This window comes from Vagococcus fluvialis bH819, assembly GCF_900163795.1.
In the GTDB taxonomy this organism is placed as follows: Bacteria; Bacillota; Bacilli; order Lactobacillales; family Vagococcaceae; genus Vagococcus; species Vagococcus fluvialis_A.
In genome coordinates this window covers 1-17,390 of the sequence record NZ_FWFD01000003.1, presented here as the reverse complement: position 1 = coordinate 17,390, position 17,390 = coordinate 1, and the positions used below count along the sequence as shown (strand labels likewise).

The window sequence follows — 17,390 nt, the reverse complement described above, 5'->3', positions numbered from 1 at the left end:
AATGAATGTAACGGAGGTGCTTTTATCATGAAAAATAAAGATATTTTGTTTCATGAATACTTTAGTGAGTGGATTCAATTGTATAAGGTTGGTGCAGTTCGTGATGTTACTCTTGCCAAATATAAAATGTCACTTAATCATTTGAAAAAAATTGCTCCAGATATTAAAGTCTCTGAAATTGACAGAAGGAAGTACCAACAAATTTTAAATACCTATGCGTTGACACATGAAAAACAAACGACAACGGATTTCCACCATCAATTAAAAGGAGCAATCATTGATGCTGTAGATGAAAGGTTAATTTTAGTTGATCCAACAAGGAAGGTTGTAATAAAAGGGCGACCACCAACTAGAAAGAAAACCAAATTTATTAGTCAGTTCGATTTACAAAAGTTGTTGAATGGTTTGAAATTAGAGGATGAAATAAATTTTGACTGGTTAATCTTGCTAATTGCAAAAACTGGCTTACGTTTTTCAGAAGCTTTAGCCCTAACAAAAGAAGATTTTAACTTTGCGTACCAGACTATATCAGTCACAAAAACATGGAATTACAAAAATCACAGCGGTGGCTTCCAAGAGACTAAAAATTTTTCTTCGAAAAGGGTGGTTCAACTTGATTGGAAAACGAACATGCAGTTTGCTCAATTGTTAGAGAATTTTCCAGAAGACCAACTAATCTTTGTCAAAGGACGTATTTTTAATTCAACAGTCAACAATCGCTTGAAAAGACACTGTCAAAAAGTTGATATACCAGTGATTTCAATCCATGGGTTAAGACATACTCATGCGTCTTTGTTGTTATTTGCTGGTGTATCAATCGCAAGTGTTGCCAGAAGATTAGGTCATGCCAATATGAGTACCACTCAGCAAATTTATTTACACATTATTCAAGAGTTGGAAAACCAAGATAATGACAAAATAATGAGGTATTTATCAAGCATTTAAGCAAACGCTCTTGAAGAGTAATAGTTTCGTCGAGTCGTTTGAAGAAGTTACCGATTTTAGTTTGTTCATTGATTTTAGGAATAACAATTGGCATTTTTGCCATCTGTTTACCTGATACCTCGACAAAAGTTGAGCCTGCACCTGTTATTTCACCATATTTTTTCAATTCGCTTGTTCTTGAATAAATAAAATACGATTCAAGTTGATTTACTTTTGGAATAATTGATTGAAATCCTTGGTTTGTTGCACCGTCTTTAGAGAGTATAGCAGTGTTTCCAATACCTGCGCGAGAAGTAAAAAGAACAGTTCCGATTGGCAAAACTTTTGCAGAACTTTTTCCAAGACCTAATTTAGTTATTTTTCTTTTACTGCTGTTAACAAAAATATCGTTACCTATTTCAGCAGGCGCATACCAATCTATTTCTCCATCCCAATACTCGCTAACGCTAGTACTAGGAGTTCCACCACCAATTACATCCGCAACTTCCCCTAACTTACGCTGTTCCCAAGCGTAATATTCTATCAAAACAGTTTTTTATAACCTAATTCATCTAAAAACTAGCCTATTTTTATCAAAATTATTAAACTAGCAAAAATAATATACGACAAATTTTCATATTTCATGACAAAGGTAGCATAAATTTTTAAATTTATCGTATAATGAAAACAGAATATTAATAAACTTTGAAAATAGATAACAGATAATGAAAAAGAAAAGGTCAAGAGGAGTGTAGGGGAGTGGCAGAAGCAAAGTTCGAACAAGCGTTAATAAAAAAGCTTGAAAGTGAAGGTTGGACATATCGAAAGGATTTGTCTGGTGTTAGTACAAAGGTTTTAGAGGAACATTGGAGAGATGTTTTAAATCAAACGAATGCTCATAAATTAAATGGCGATAAATTATCAGATATTGAATTTGGCTTAATTATGCAAGAATTACAAAGAATCCGTACCCCTTATGATGCCCAATTATTATTAGTGGGTGCTGGAGGAGTTGGCTCGATTCCAATTACTCGTGATGATGGTTCGAACTTAGAAGTTGAAATTTTCTATGAAGATGACGTGGCTGGCGGTCGTTCTAGGTATGAGATAGTGAATCAAATTAATTTTACGGAATTACCTAAAGCACTAACAACTAAGCGGATTATTGATGTGATGTTACTAATAAACGGTTTGCCAGTTGCTCACATTGAATTAAAAGATGAACACTTGCAAAATCAGTGGACGGCGTTTGAGCAATTAAAAGGCTATCATGGTGATGGGATGTATACAGGGTTATTCTCTTTTGTTCAGGTTCAATTTATTCTAAGCCAACATTCGGCTTATTATTTAGCGAGACCTAATGCTTTTGAACACTACAATAAAACTTTTGTCTTTGGTTGGCGTGATGATCGTGGACAAGATGTGACAGATGCTTTTGAATTTTCTCATCAAGTAATGGGAATCCCTGCTCTTCATCGTTTAGTGACCGTTAATATGATTCCTGATGCTTCTAATGATAATTTGATGGTGATGCGCAGTTATCAAATACAGGCAACACGGGCAATCTTACAACGCATGAAAGATATGGAACAAAGTGGTATGATTCAAAAAGAGGGAGGTTATATCTGGCATACAACAGGGTCAGGTAAGACGGTAACTTCTTTTAAAGTTGCACAACTTTTAGCGGCTGCCCCAAGAATAAAGAATGTTTTATTCATTGTCGACCGGGTTGATTTAATCGATCAGACCATGGAAAATTTTAAAGATTTTGCCTATACTCATTTTAAAAATCGTATCAAAAAAGTGAATGGTAGAGAGCTTAAAAAAGAACTAAAACATAAGGGTGCGTCACAAATCCTATTGATTTCAGTTCAGGGGTTAACTAAAGCTGTTAAAAATGGTTTGAAAAATGATGAGTGGAACGTCATTATTATGGATGAGGCTCATCGTTCAGCAAGTGGTGAGTCTGTCGAACTAATTAAAGAAGCATTTAGTAAAACAACGTGGTTTGGTTTCACTGGAACACCTAATTTTTATAGTGACACTTTAAACGAAGTAACAACAACTCGTGATATTTCAACTCATGATATTTTTGGTAAACGTCTACACAGTTATACCATCAAAGACGCGATTGGAGACGGGAATGTTCTTGGTTTTGATGTGACATATTACCGTCCAAGCTACACAGTAACAAATAAAGTAGAAGAATTTTCAGATAAAGATTATGAAAAAGAAGTTTATGGTAGTATGCTTTATAGAACCCAAGTAGTAGAGGATATTATAGAGAATTGGGAAAAGAATTCTGGTGGAGAAGTGATTGGTGGTATTCGTGAGAAAAATGTTTTTCAAGCCATGTTAGCTGTGTCTGGAAAACAAGCGGTGGTGGCGTACTATAATCTTTTCAAAGAAATGGCGCCAGATTTAAAAGTTACCATGACATTTTCTCGAGATGAAACCAATGACCGAGGAACTAAAGAGCAAAATGAAAGCTTAAAAAAGGCAATATTGACATATACTGAGATGTATCAAACACCAAGTATCTTGAATGCTAAAGAACCTGAACGTGCTTTTATTACAGATATAACGAAACGATTAGCACGAAAGAAACCTTATAATCAAGGCAAGGAAGAAGACCGATTAGATTTAGTGATTGTCTCAGATCAACTTCTAACAGGTTTTGATTCTAAGTATATTAATATGATTTACATGGATAAGATGCTAAAAGAAGGTATGTTAATTCAAGCAATGTCTCGTACTAATCGAACCCTTGATCGAAATAGTAAGCCTTACGGAAAGGTTCGTTTTTATCGCAAGGGTGATGATATGCAAGAATACGTTGAAAATGCCTTACGTATTTATACAAAAGGTGGCAATGATACGTTAACTGAAGCTGAAAAGGAAAGTAAGCAACTGAAAGAAAAAGACTTAGAAGATGATGGGATTTTTGCAGCACCTCAAAGTGATCAGATTAAAGAATTAGAACCAGCGATTGAACGACTAAAAGAACTTTCTGGAGATATTTTTAGTCAAATCCCACGTTCAGAAACCGAACAAGAAGAATTTGCTAAACTTGCGGCTAGAACCCAAGATAAGATTCAACGCTTACTTAGACAAGGATACGAATTAGGTTCAGAAATCAATGAATTAGATGTTTTAGGTCAAGAAACTGGTCATAAGATTACTTTGGATATTAAAGATTCTGAAACATTAGGCGCACTACAAGCGAGAATGAATGATGTTGTGGAATTACTACCACCTGAAAAAAGACCCGATATTACAGAAATACGAGTGGCTTTAGAGAAGTATTCAGAAGAGATTATCGACTACGATAAATTAGTTGAATTGATGAATAACTTTATTGATGAGACGACAGAGGTGAATAAAGTAGCCATCGAAGAGCATATTATTCCGATGGATGAAGACAGTCGTCAAGAGATAAATGCGATTGTAACTGATATTGAAGAAGGTCGAATCACGCAACACTTTACAACAGAGTCACTTGTAACGACTAGAAAAAAATATCGAACAGAGCAACAAGAATTAAAAATTCGACGTTGGGCGGCAGACCAAGATGTTAACAGTAATCGAATCATGGAAGCTTACGCCGTTTATTTACCAGGACATTCTCTGATAGATAATCCTAACCTTGCAGATGTGGTTCATAAAATTGAAGACGAAGAAAATATTGGATTCTTTGGTGCTTCTGAGTTTGAAGATTCACTCATGAACTTTTTTGAAGGAATGTAGAAATAGAAGAGTTACCTTTGTGGTGACTCTTTTTATCTATTAAAAACAACATCAACACCTTTCAACGTATCTTTTTAAAAAGGTTTCTCTAACCAGTAAAAGCCACAATAAAAAGGAAGATACCAATGAAAAAGAAAATAGCTATATCGCTAATAATTATAGTAATCACAATCCTCAGCATTGGCTACACCAATCAATCAAAAAATAAAAATGAAATCAAGGGAAAAATAATTGAAATTTCAAAAGATTCATTAATCATTGAAGATGACAAAAATGGACATTACATTATAAATAAAGAGGACTATCCATTCTCTGAAACTGAGGTTAAACAAGGCAGCAAAGTTGTTATAACCTATAAAGATGAAATCTTTGAAACATCACCAGCACGATTCAAGAAAATCATAGCAATCAAAAAAGACTGACATTTTCGTCAGTCTTTTTGCATATAATTCATTAATAACTTAAAGCTAAACGACTTTTTACCTTTTTTATTGTAATCCAGGTTCAAAAGGCAGCTTCTGCGACAATTTCAGGAATAGCAATCAATCCGAAAAGCACGAATTGTTTGCAATTCCTTCCAATTGCTTAAAGCTAAACACCTTTTTACCCTTTTTTAGTCCATCTCAACGTCTGAATCTTAGCCGGCTTAATCACCGTCTCAAACTCCGTATCTTCTTTAATTTCTTCAATCATATTTGCTTCGTGAGCAGTATATTGATCAATCGAAGAAGTCACGTCACAGCTTTCAGTGTTTGATAGGTTAAAGCCACGAGTGATGATGTCTTCGCCGTGTTCTTTACGTTTAATCGCTGTTAAGGCGTATTGGTTACTATCAATATTTAAGAATTGATGAGTTGCAGCTAAACTTCCTGTGTGATGATCTGCTTTAGCAACGATCATTGGTACTTGGAATTGTTTGGCTTCGATGAATGATTGATACATATCATCTGTTCCGTGGAAGCCAATTGCAAATTCCACCGATTGTTCACCTAAACATTGTGCTTCTGGTGTTGGGAAGTAGCCCCAGTCACCAAGCTCCCCAACGGCTCTCAAGATTGTTAAGGCAATGGTACTGTTTTCTGATAATAATTCATATTCATTTAAACCAAAGTTAGCTACTGTCATTCCCACTTTTTCATCATGAACATTCACGAATGCTTGTTGATGTTGTGGGTTTGTTGGGTTCTCCCAAGTTGCTTCATTGACTTTGTTTGGTCTTTCAACGACTTCAAAGATACTTTCAGCAAAGTGAGTGGTTGTTTCTAGTCCAGAAGGGAAGAGCACACGCAAGCGGTGATCTTTCATTTGGTTGTTGAAAGCAGTCTTGAATGTGACTTGACGGCTGTCTTTTTCTAGTCGAACGATTGTTTTGATTTCAAATGGCACTAATTTATCGTTACGGTTTGCTTTTCTTTCACGCATTTCGTAAACGGCACGCATCTCTAAATCAAGTAATTCTTCGGCTGCTTCTGGAATCATCATCGTTTGAGTGATTAAGATTTCAGCAACAAAAGGACTGTTTGTGATAACTTCTCTTGTTGTTGGGTAGTCATGAGCATAAAGTGCTTTATCTTCCCAAGGTTGTTTGAAGATATATTCATTCCCAACGTCACCAACGTTTTCATAAATCAAGCCACTTGGATAGGTGTGGTTTCTTAATTTATCTGTAAAGTTGATTAACCCATTTTCTAAAACTTCTGCTTTAACAAACTCGTTTTTTAAAATCATTGACGCTTCATCAACTAAAGTTGTGCTTTCTAAAGTTTGTTTTCCTTCAGCAAGGGCAAAAGTTGTCCATGACATACCAGGCATTGCTGTTAAGTTTAAGCGAATTGTTACGTAAATCGCCATGTATGGAATACGGAAGCGATCTGTTGGTAAGTCATAATCAAAAGCCACATCTGTTTTGATGATTTCAGCAGGAACGGCTTGTCCATTTTCATCAACCACGTGGAAGTCTATCAGTTCTTTTGCTTCTTTTTCTAACTTGTGGAACAATTCAAGTGGCACACCTTCAGCGAATGTATGACGTTTCCATTCGATGGTTGTTTCGATCACTTGATTTTTAGAGTGACCTGATGTGTTGAAAATGACAAAAGGTTTCGTTGCTTCAGAGAAGTTAGAGGTATCAATGGTACCTGTTAGGGCAGCTAACGCTTCGTCTGCTAGGAATTTACCAACTTCTTCTGATTTTTGGTAACGAGTCATCATCTCTTGGTGTACTTCATCCACACTACAGCCACAAATACTGTCATGAGGGTGGTTTTGCATTAAAGTTTTCCATGCATAACGCAATTCGTCATGAGGGTATGTTCCTGTGACTTCGTAAGCCATTGTCGCTAAAGGCTCAGTGATATTTTCTAATTGACGTTCAACCGTTGTATTTTTTTGTTTTAAGTAAATACGGGCAGAAGAGGTATTCGCTAATGTATACCAACCGTCAGTTTCTTGAGACGTTAATTCTCCTTCAACGGTACTTAAGTTTTCTGGTAAGTCGTTCATCACAGCTTCTAAATAATCATCAAAGTTACTATGGATGAATTCATAATCAGGATATAATTCGTTAGCTAATTTAATCGCCGTTGTAACATCACTTTGAACAGGTTGGTGATCCACACCGTTCATCATTAGTAAGTGATCGGTTGAAGCGTATTGTTCAGCGTCTGGTAATTTTTGTTCCCAAAAGGCGATCGCTTCGTCTTTTTCAGTTGGGATTTCATTTCCGTTACTGTACCAGTTAGCGAAAAGAAGGGCAAAGACGTTTGATTTGTCTGGACCTTCCCACCACATTTCAGAGAATTGTGAGGCATATTTTTCATCGTTAATAACGGCATTGTTAAAGCCTGTTGGTTTCACACCACGACCAAAGGCAGCTGCTTTAATGCCAGCTTCTTCCATCATTTGTGGGGTTTGTCCCATGTTACCAAACGTATCTGGGAAGTAACCTAACATCGTAGGATTTCCCCATTTACGTGATTCTTCTAAACCAATTAAGGTATTACGAGCGTTGGCTTCACTACTGATCAAGAAATCATCTTGTAAAATGTAGAAAGGACCGATTTTTAATTTTCCATTATCAATCGCTGTCTGAACTTCTTCACGTTTTTCAGGACGAACTTGTAAATAGTCATCTAAAATAATCGTTTGTCCATCAAGGTGGAAGCTGTTAAAATTTGGATCAGTTTTGAATAATTCTAATAATTCATCCATTAAACGGATTAATCTCATGTGATGTTGCTCATAAGGCATGTACCATTCACGGTCCCAATGACTATGAGAGATAATATAAACTTTTTTCTTTGACATATTAGTTACGCTCCTTAGTTGTAGTGTGCATCAATGCGAATATCGTAGAAATCCATAACAAGTTCACAGAACATCATGTTAGCCCATGAGAACCAGTCACGTGTAAATTGATTTGGATCGTTCACGTCAAAGCCTTCGTGCATTAAGTTTGTTCCACCGTCACAATCAACAAGTAAGTTTAAAATACGTTCTTTTTCAGACTTGTCATTTGTTGTTAACCCTTCAATTGAAAGGGCAATTGGCCAAACATAGTTTTCAGGTGTATGTGAGCTACCGATTCCTTTAGCGAATTTTCCTTCATAGAAATATGGATTTTCTTTACTTAATAATGTTTTTCTTGTGGCTAAGTAAGTTGGGTCTTCTTTGTCACAGTAACCTAAGTAAGGGGCTGCCATTAAACTTGGGACGTTTGAATCGTCCATGATTGAGTAACCACCAAGTCCGTCCACTTCGTAAGCAAAAACATCTTCACTTGCTTTATTAGGAACAACAGCGAATTTTTTAATGCCAGTTTCGATTTGGGCTTTTAATTCTTTCGCTTGAGTCACGATATCAGCATCATCAAAGAGTGTTGAATATAACTCAGCAATGTAACCTAAAACAACTGTCGCAAACATGTTAGAAGGGACTAAGTAACCATAGATACAGGCGTCATCACTTGGTCTAAATCCTGACCATGTCATACCAGTTTCAGCAACAGGTGTTCCTTTTCCACTGTGAGTTAATGTATCTTCCTTACGCCAAGTTTCACGCTCAAAGTTATAAGGTGAGTTGTCATGATTTTGTTCCACTTTCCAAAGGTGTAAAATTTTCTTCACGCCTTCGTGGAAGTCTTCGTTAAACTGACTTGTGTCACCTGTTTGTTTATATAGAAGGTAAGACAGTTGAACTGGGTAGCATAGTGAGTCAATCTCATATTTTCTTTCCCATGTCCATGGTGTCATTTCTGTATCATCTGTTTGGTGTCCTTTTCCGTTAGCTTCTTCATTGAAAGCGTTGGCATAGGGATCCATGTTGATATATCTAAATTGACGCTTGACCAAACCACTAATCATTGAGCGGATATCTTCGTCTTCTTTAGCAATCACTAAGTAAGGGCGGAATTGAGCCGTTGAATCTCTTAACCACATGGCTGGAATGTCACCAGTTAATAAGAAAGTTGTGCCGTCATCATAGCGACGAACCGTTGTTAGTAATGTGTTAGCGAATCCTGCTTTAAAGTTTTCAGCCCATCTTGGGTGATCTTTCTCGCAAAGTGCGCTCATTTTATTCATAAATTCTTGAACTGATGCTGGAACTTCTGTATATGCCATAATTAATTTCCTCCAATTAAATGATATATCAAATATTTACAATTCGAATTATATGATATATCATTATAGATGTCTAGTAATAAATTAATGTTTTTTATGAAAAAATTATATGATATGATATATCATGAGAAAAGAAGAGAACTGGATGGATGAAAAATGAAAAATCAACCTTTATATAAAAAGATATACCAAGACTTAAAAAAACAAATTTTCACAGGTGAATTAGTAGAAGATGCCCAACTGCCGACAGAATTAGAATTATCTGAGATGTACGAGGTCAGTCGGATTACGTCAAAACGAGCTTTAGTTGAATTAGAGACAGAAGGACTAATTTACCGAGTGCGTGGGAAGGGCAGTTTTGTTAAAAAACGTGAATTTGTCCCAACGACTAACCAAAATGACACGGTTCTATTTATTATGCCATTTGCCCAAAATGAAGGCTTTGGTAATTATGCAGAAGGTATTTTAGAAAGTTTTAAAGATACTGATTTTAGGCTGCAAATGCAACCTCATGAATGGTTAAATTCAGGAAATGACTACACATTGAAACAGGATTATGCAGGAATTATTTATTATCCGATTAACACGCAAGTCAGTTTGGATTTCCTTTATAAATGCCAAGTTCAAGGAATTCCTGTAGTGATTTTAGATAAATCTATTGAAAAGATTGAGTACGATTCAGTGGTAGCAGACAATCATTCTGGTGGTAAGATTTCAGCGGAGTATTTCATCGAACAAGACATTGAAGATATCTTCTTCATCAGTGCCAATCGTTTGGCAGATGTGTCTTCTGTTCGTGATCGTTACTTAGGTTATTTATCAACGATGTACAAACACCAACAAGAACCCTTACATTTAGTTAATGATGGGGGCAAAGAATTAGAAGACTTTTTTGGTGATATTTTAGAAAAAGTCAAAGCAAAACAAACGGCTAAAAACAGTGTGGGGTTAGTGGTTGAAAACGATGTGATTGCCATTCGTTTAATGACTTACTTAAAACAGCATAATTTAAAAGTGCCAGAAGATGTGGGGATTATTGGCTTTGATAATATTCAAGCGGCTAGTTTAATGGACCCACCACTGACAACGATTGCTCAAAACTTTTACAAAATGGGCAAAGTTGCGGGGGATTTACTGGTGAAACAAATTAATTTTCCAACGAAAGATTTTTCAGAACACATACTACCAGTTAAATTAATTGAGCGAGAAAGTGGAAAAATAAGATAGGGGATGTTTTTGGATGTTGTATTATGATGAAGTAATGATAGATAGAGAGTATTCTTATGTAGAAAAGGAAAAAATAGTGATTCGTTTTGAAGGCTATTTTTTCCGATTTGAAACCTATCAAGCCGTGATTGATGAGGAATTATTTAGTGACTATGTGACATGGCAAAATAATGACGTTGACACAGCCTTCGATTTCACCTTGAAACATGTTTATGATCGAGAATTAACTCATGATAGCTTTAGTTTGAAAATTGGTTCAGATAAAGTGATTACCATTGCTACAAAAACAAGACGTGGCTTTGATTACGCTCAAAAAGCTCTAGTTGAGATGCTGGTAAAAAAAGAAAAGGGTATTTTAGTGAAACATGGTCAAATCACTCACACTCCGTCATTTGAAATGCGTGGAATTATTGAAGGTTTTTACGGAGTGCCTTGGACGTGGGAGAATCGTCAAGATTGTATCCAATTACTAGCTGAAAATCAAATGAATACATACATGTATGCCCCAAAAGATGATGAGTATCAACGTAAATTATGGCGTGAATTATATCCAGAAAATTATTTGAATGAATTTAAAAATTTACTTAAAACAGCAGAAGAGAAAAAAATCGATTTTTGGTACATGATTAGCCCAGGAAACGATATTGATTACTTGAAACAGTCAGAACTAGAAGTCTTATTTACTAAATTACGTCAGATGATTGACTTAGGAATTAATCATTTCGGGTTGCTTCTAGATGATATCGATTACATTTTAAAAGGACAAGCGAAAATAAAATTTGGAACAAGTGCCAAAGCTCATGCCTATATTGTGAATCAAGTGGATGAATTCTTACGTGGGGAACTGGCTAACTATCAGTTGGTGGCTTGTCCAACAGAATATGACAATCATCATGATGCAGAGTATTTGGAAATACTGAATGCCAATCTAAAACCACATATCCCATTATTCTGGACAGGTCCAAGTACATTAGCTGCTAGAATTAGTCATGAGGATATTCAAAAAATGGCAGCAGTTTATCAACGTGAAATCATTATTTGGGACAATGTGCCAGTGAATGATTTTGAAAAAGATGATGAGCGCCTATTTTTAAGTCCTTATTCTAATCGTTCTAAGTTTTTAGCAGACGAAAAATATCACGTTAGAGGAATTGTTTTAAATCCAATGGCACAGTGGGAATGGTCTAAAATCACGATCAATCACTCTGCTCGTTACTTATGGCAAGTCAGCTCTTTCAATCAAGCAACAGTCTGGTTAGAAAGTTTGAAGCAGTCATTTGATGAAGAATATTTAGAAGCTGTACAAGTTTTCTTGAAGCATAACCATAACCGACATACCCTTAATGTGTGCAGTTTTGAGATGGAACAAGCTCTTGAGATGAAAGATAAAAATAAACTATCTGAGTGGTTGATTGAGTTAAATGTCGCAATTGAGAAATTATTGGAATTAGAGAATCATCCAATGATTAAGGAAGGTGCTCCTTGGTTTGAACGAGCAAAACTAGACTTTGAGTTATGGCAAGCTGTATTGGCCTCTGATAAGGTGAAAGTAGAAGAATTAAAAGAAGTGTGCCAACAATCAAATTACCGAATTGGAACAGATTTGGTGATGGGGTATTTGGGATAAAATAAAAGAGAGGTTGTAACAGAAGTGTTCAGCTTCAAGAAATAAGAAGGAAATCACGAAAATTGCTTTTCAAATTTTTGTGATTTTCGGCCTATTTCCGAAGAAGCTACTTTTGTGACACCGTTTAGTTTGTAAAGGGACTGTGACGCACTTATGTCACAGTCCCATCTTTTTATTTATTCTTTTTTATCTTTATCCTTATCAACCCAAAATGAAAGTATTTGATCAATATTTGAAGCGTTCCATAGGTAAAGGCCAAAACCGACTACAGCAATTAAAATTAATAGTAAAGTCATAGTGGTCACATCCTTTTCTTTTATTGATTTAATTATATCATGGGTTGATGAAAAGTGTATAATTTACATAGACGGGGGATAAAAAGTCTGCTCCCACGGCAACTGGAGGCAAAACGACTTTTTTCCCACCTTATTTCACAACTTCTCTTTTCCCTGCTTTCAAACCTACAAATAATAAAACGACTGTAAATCCAAGTAACAAGTACAAAGGAACGTGCCAATTATTTGTCGTGTCATGAAGTAGTCCAAAGAGGAAAGGACCTGTTGCGGCTAACAAGTAACCCACAGATTGAGCCATGCCAGATAATTCGGACGCTTCACCAGCACTTGATGTTCTAAGATTAAAGAACATCATGGAAAGACTAAAGGCAACCCCACCAGCGATGCCGATACCAATAACAGAGGCACCGATAATCAGAGTTTGAGTAAACATTAAGCCGCCAATTCCTAAAAAGAATAACACAAAAGATAAAACCGCAAGTGAGCGTTGATTGTCTCTTTTTTCAATCACCATTGGCATAATAAAGGACACGGGAAGGAGTGTTACTTGTAATAATGAAAGCATGCCGCCTGCTTTTCCAGTAGGCATGCCTTGACTGATTAACATGGTGGGTAGCCATGCCACTAAAACGTAAAAAATTAAGGATTGAATCCCCATAAATAGTGTAACTGACCAAGCAAGAGGAGATTTCCAAAGATTTACTTCCGTTTCAGTGTGTTGGGTCGTAGCGATCACTTGTTTTTTCTTCACTTGTGGTAACCAACCTAGAAAAGCCACGCAAGCTAAAAGTGCCCATAAACTTAAAGCTTGGTTCCAACTTAAACCAAAATTGTTCACCAAAGGAATACTAACGCCAGAAGCAATTGCCCCACTTAAACTCATACTGACAGAGTAAAGACCGGTGACCAGTCCACCTTGTTGATAAAATTCCTTTTTAACCAGTCCAGGAAGTAAGACGTTAGACACCGCAATGGCGCATCCTAGTACCATGGTTCCTAAAAATAAAGTTGGGATTGAGGGAACATAACGAATACTCATTCCAATAATTAATAAAATTAAAGAAGCAAAAATCGTCCTCTCCATTCCGAATCGTTTCGCAAATTTTGGTGCCAAAGGAGAAATCAAAGCAAAGGATAGTAAGGGAATCGTTGTAATAAGTCCAGCTTGCGCTCCTGATAGAGATAGTTCCTTTGAAATTAGACCAGATAAAGGGCCAACTGAGGTAATGGGTGCCCTTAAATTAGTTGCCACCAAAATAATTCCTAATAATAATATATAATCAATTTTCTTTTTCATAAAAATCCTTTCTAAAAAAACATATAATATAATATGGACAAACCATATTATATTATATGTTTTTATATTTTACAACTACATTGATAAAAAGATCTTCGTCAGTATCATTGATATATTCATGAGAACAATCAGCATCAAAGTTAATACTATCGAAAGTCTCTAGGTAATAGGTTTTTTTGCCAACGATTAATGTCAGTTTACCATTCATAACAGTAATGATTTCAGTTGAATCTTTGGATTGATATTCTTGTTTCTTAGCAGAGTGAGCTTTTATGCAGACTCTGAAAATATCTACATTGTCTTCTTGAAACAAAGGTTGAACAACCCAACCTTTCTCTAAATCATTGACGAAGTAAGCATTAGATGATTTAGAGATTGTATTTGTTTCATTGGAGTAGCCTAAAATAGTTGTTAAGGGAATATTTAGAGCTTCGGTTAACTTCCAAAGAATATTTAAAGTTGGGTTAGAGCGACCATTTTCAATATTACTAATGGTAATACCGCTAACTTCTGACTGTTGAGCGAGTTGCTCAATCGTTAATTGTTGTTCTTTTCTTAGTTTGCGAATCTGTTTGCCCACCTGATCAATGGAAGGCATCGTCGAATCTTCTTTCATCAATCTTTCACGTCTCCTGTATTAATCACAGGTTGTGTGCCTTTATCTGTAATAATTGAAACGAGTAAGTTGTTGATTAATTGAACCCGACGATCATCTGTAAATTGAATGTCTTGTCCATTTTCGATTTGTTCTAAAGCCATTTGTGTCATAGAAACAGCCCCTTCAACAATGGTTTGACGGGCAGAAAGAATCGCTCTAGCTTGTTGACGTTGCAGCATGGCACTCGCAATTTCAGTGGCATAAGCTAAGTGATTTAAGCGTGTTTCAATGACTTCCACTCCAGCAATTTCCAAACGTTCTTCTAGTTCTATTTTTAATTTTTCAGAAACTTCTGAAGTATTTCCACGTAACGTAATATCTTGATCTTCAAAGGTGTCATATGGGTATTGAGAGGCGATATGTCTTAAAGCAGTTTCACTTTGAATGGCCACAAAATCACGGTAGTTATCTACTGCAAATAAAGCTTTAGATGAATCAACCACTTTAAACACCACAACGGCAGAAATCTCAATCGGGTTTCCATCTGAATCATTTACTTTCAACAAAGCAGTATTAAAGTTGCGCACTCTTAAAGAAAGAGAAATTTTTTGTGTTAATGGTGTTGTGATGAATAAACCATTTTCTTTAATGGTACCTAAGTATTTACCGAAAAAGAGAATCGCTTTGGCTTCATTAGGGCTAACAATCGTTAGAGAGCTAATAAATAAGCCTGAGATAATCCAAATGATAGAGCCAAAAATAGCGGTGCTAATTGTTTCATTGATGACTGTTAGATAAAATAAATACCCACCAGCAAGAATCATTGCTAATAAAATTAATAAACCAAGATACCCGTTAATATGAAATGGTTTTTTTTCCTTCATTTTTAATCACGTCCTTTATGAAGCTTAGTATAATACAAGATGGAGGAAAAGGGTAGGAGGAAGAAGTAAATAGACAATTTTATGTATAGTGAATATAAAAAGAGAGAAGTGTTATAATAAAGAAAAAGACTTAGGGTAAGAAAGGAGAATAGAAATGAAAAAATTTGTCTTATGTTTAGTGTTGTTATTTACTTTAACTGGTTGTGTCTATATGAGTAAGTTTGTTGGTAGTAGTCAAGGTGGAGAAGACTATTTTAAATTATCATATGAAGTTTTAAATATGTCGGATTCCAGGGATTTAACCTTGGAAAAAGGGGATGTTGTTCGTTGCAAAGTCAATAACACTCGAGGAAAAATAATGATTAAAGTAACATCAAAAAAAGATAAAGAAGAAGTTTTTAGTAAAGAGTACAAAAAAGAAAAAGATGAGTTTGATTTTAAAGCAGATAAAGCGGGTGAATACACGTTTGCAGTAGCGGGTAAACGGGCAGTGGGGGAAGTTGATTTTAAATTAGAGTGAGATAGTGTACACTTAAATTAACAAGTGATAAGTGGGTGTGAAAATGAAACTATATTTTATCGAACCAAATCCAGAATTAAATCAGCCAATTCTTTTAAATCTAGATTATCTCACAGAAGGTGCTTATGGTTATTTTCTTGATGATGAAGTTGAAGTGAAAAGAACTGGTGATTTCAAAGATATTAAAGAACTTAAAAATTATTTAGAAAAAGCCGATGTGATTTATTTAATGGGAGAATTGGATCAGTCTAGCTATTTTGAAATGGGCGTGTGTCAAGGTTTAGGTAAAACAATTCGGATTGCAGATGATAGCTTGAATTTTAACAGTCAAATGTTAAATCTTAACATGGAACTAGATTTAGATGTGGTAACAATCTCAAATTTTTTTAATTAAAGCAAAAAAGGCCTGTGATTAAAGTTATCACAGGCTTTTTTGGTTATATCTCCAACTCTCTAATCTCACTAAAATATCCACGTCCACCAACAAAAACTTTCTCCACTTGATGTTCCGTATTTGCCTCAATTCGAACCAAAATTTCAGAAGGAGAATCCAGAGCATAGCCTTGTTCAAAGACGTAATTGTCATGGCGTAAAAAATCATACTCATACAAATAAGAAGCCAATGCCGCATTAGAAGTCCCAGTTGCAGATTCTTCGTCGATATCATAAAGTGGGGCAAAATTACGACAGATAATCCGGTCGTCTTCCAGCATAAAGAGATGAGTGCCAACTACATCATAGGTTTCACTAATTTTTTTGATTTGGTCAAAATCAGGAGCTAATTCATGGAGAGCGTTATTACTTTTAATCGGAATTAAAATATCTTTTAGCCCAGTCGAAACAATTTGAATAGGGTAATCATTATTGATTGCTTCTAAATCAAAACAAGCATCAAAATCTTGTGGCTCAATTTTTTCGTAAAAACTAGGCTTGTTTTGTTCCATAAAAATTTCATCATTTTTAATAGTAATTGAAAGAACACCGCTTTTGGTTTCGATAGTGTAGTTATTTTTGGTTAGTTGATTAAGGTGCATCAGAATCGCAAATGAACCAATTGTGGCATGTCCACATAAATCAACTTCCTCTTTTGGCGTAAAATATTCTATTTTAAAATCAGCTTGGCTAGATTCTGTGATAAAAGCTGTTTCAGCATAACCAAGTTGTTTAGCAATTGCCATTTTTTGAGTGGTGGTTAAGTTATCTTGGTTTAACACTACACCGGCCTTATTACCACCTTGGTTGTTTTTACTGAAGGCACTTGCGACATAAACAGATAATGTCATGGAAAACATCCTTTCTTTAATCATAATGGCATTGTAGCATAGTTTGAATAAAAATAAAGAGGATGACTTCGATTAAAAGTCATCCTTCAGTTGCTTGGAGCAAAACGATTTTTTCATCACGCTGTGTAGTCTGGAATAAAAAATCTGCTCTTTCGGTAACTTCAAAAACCAGAATCAATCCGAAAAGCATGGATTGTTTCTGGTTTCCTCCAGTTACTCAGAGCAAAACGATTTTTTATTCACTCTAATGTAGTCTGGATTCAAAAGACAGCTCCTACGGCAACTTCGCAAATACTAATCAATCCGAAAAGCATGGATTGTTTAGTATTCACTCCAGTTGCTTGGAGCTAAACGCCTTTTTCATCACT

The 17,390-nt window shown here is 35.6% G+C and carries 13 protein-coding genes and 2 pseudogenes; 8 read left to right on the top strand and 7 right to left on the bottom strand.

From position 1 onward, the window contains the following. Positions 1-27 precede the first annotated feature (27 nt). A complete protein-coding gene (locus tag FM121_RS00450) occupies positions 28-945 on the top strand; it encodes a site-specific integrase (RefSeq protein ID WP_086950193.1) in 918 nt (305 codons plus the stop codon). Here the strand turns inward: FM121_RS00450 and FM121_RS00445 are convergent. After that, a pseudogene (locus FM121_RS00445) lies at positions 935-1,471 on the bottom strand (restriction endonuclease subunit S); the annotation flags it as partial. The gene FM121_RS00450 and the pseudogene FM121_RS00445 overlap by 11 nt on opposite strands. Positions 1,472-1,683: 212 nt before the next feature. Here FM121_RS00445 and FM121_RS00440 point away from each other — a divergent pair. Then, a complete protein-coding gene (locus FM121_RS00440; RefSeq protein WP_086950191.1) occupies positions 1,684-4,671 on the top strand; it encodes a type I restriction endonuclease subunit R in 2,988 nt (995 codons plus the stop codon). A 125-nt stretch (positions 4,672-4,796) separates the two neighbouring features. Continuing rightward, entirely contained in the window at positions 4,797-5,093 is a 297-nt protein-coding gene (locus FM121_RS00435; protein WP_086950190.1) for a hypothetical protein, read from the top strand. Between the two features lie 181 nt (positions 5,094-5,274). Here the strand turns inward: FM121_RS00435 and FM121_RS00430 are convergent, their stop codons facing one another. Both FM121_RS00430 and FM121_RS00425 read right to left on the bottom strand, forming a co-directional pair. Then, positions 5,275-7,977: an alpha-mannosidase gene (locus FM121_RS00430; protein ID WP_086950189.1), complete on the bottom strand. Its 2,703-nt coding sequence runs from the start codon at positions 7,975-7,977 to the stop codon at positions 5,275-5,277. A 14-nt stretch (positions 7,978-7,991) separates the two neighbouring features. Next, positions 7,992-9,290 carry a glycoside hydrolase family 125 protein gene (locus FM121_RS00425; protein WP_086950188.1) on the bottom strand — a complete coding sequence of 433 codons (1,299 nt, stop codon included), beginning with the start codon at positions 9,288-9,290 and terminating at the stop codon, positions 7,992-7,994. Positions 9,291-9,446: 156 nt separating this feature from the next. Between FM121_RS00425 and FM121_RS00420 the strand changes: the two genes are divergently transcribed. From FM121_RS00420 to FM121_RS14735, 3 genes and pseudogenes are all read left to right on the top strand, one after another. Then, positions 9,447-10,517, top strand: a complete 1,071-nt coding sequence (locus FM121_RS00420; protein WP_086950187.1) for a GntR family transcriptional regulator — start codon at positions 9,447-9,449, stop codon at positions 10,515-10,517. A 13-nt stretch (positions 10,518-10,530) separates the two neighbouring features. Continuing rightward, complete coding sequence (locus tag FM121_RS00415; protein ID WP_086950186.1) at positions 10,531-12,144, top strand: protein O-GlcNAcase; 1,614 nt, start codon at positions 10,531-10,533, stop codon at positions 12,142-12,144. A gap of 19 nt (positions 12,145-12,163) precedes the next feature. After that, positions 12,164-12,262 (top strand): annotated as a pseudogene (locus FM121_RS14735) (DUF3788 family protein); the annotation flags it as partial. A gap of 308 nt (positions 12,263-12,570) precedes the next feature. On the opposite strand, the gene FM121_RS00410 reads toward FM121_RS14735, so the two are convergent. The 3 genes from FM121_RS00410 to FM121_RS00400 are packed head-to-tail and all read right to left on the bottom strand — an operon-like array spanning position 12,571 to position 15,219. Continuing rightward, complete coding sequence (locus FM121_RS00410) at positions 12,571-13,737, bottom strand: CynX/NimT family MFS transporter (protein ID WP_086950185.1); 1,167 nt, start codon at positions 13,735-13,737, stop codon at positions 12,571-12,573. Positions 13,738-13,789: 52 nt separating this feature from the next. After that, entirely contained in the window at positions 13,790-14,353 is a 564-nt protein-coding gene (locus tag FM121_RS00405; protein WP_086950184.1) for a helix-turn-helix domain-containing protein, read from the bottom strand. After that, a complete protein-coding gene (locus tag FM121_RS00400; RefSeq protein ID WP_086950183.1) occupies positions 14,353-15,219 on the bottom strand; it encodes an SPFH domain-containing protein in 867 nt (288 codons plus the stop codon). The genes FM121_RS00405 and FM121_RS00400 overlap by 1 nt, the downstream gene beginning before the upstream one ends. 154 nt (positions 15,220-15,373) lie before the next feature. Here FM121_RS00400 and FM121_RS00395 point away from each other — a divergent pair, with 154 nt between their 5' ends. Both FM121_RS00395 and FM121_RS00390 read left to right on the top strand, forming a co-directional pair. After that, the gene (locus FM121_RS00395) at positions 15,374-15,739 is read left to right on the top strand and encodes a hypothetical protein (RefSeq protein WP_086950182.1); all 366 of its coding nucleotides are present in this window, start codon (positions 15,374-15,376) and stop codon (positions 15,737-15,739) included. A gap of 43 nt (positions 15,740-15,782) precedes the next feature. Next, positions 15,783-16,133: a hypothetical protein gene (locus tag FM121_RS00390; protein ID WP_086950181.1), complete on the top strand. Its 351-nt coding sequence runs from the start codon at positions 15,783-15,785 to the stop codon at positions 16,131-16,133. 43 nt (positions 16,134-16,176) lie between these two features. Here the strand turns inward: FM121_RS00390 and FM121_RS00385 are convergent, their stop codons facing one another. Next, positions 16,177-17,022, bottom strand: coding sequence for a PhzF family phenazine biosynthesis protein (locus FM121_RS00385; protein ID WP_086950180.1), 846 nt, complete (start codon positions 17,020-17,022; stop codon positions 16,177-16,179). Between the last annotated feature and the right edge of the window lie 368 nt (positions 17,023-17,390).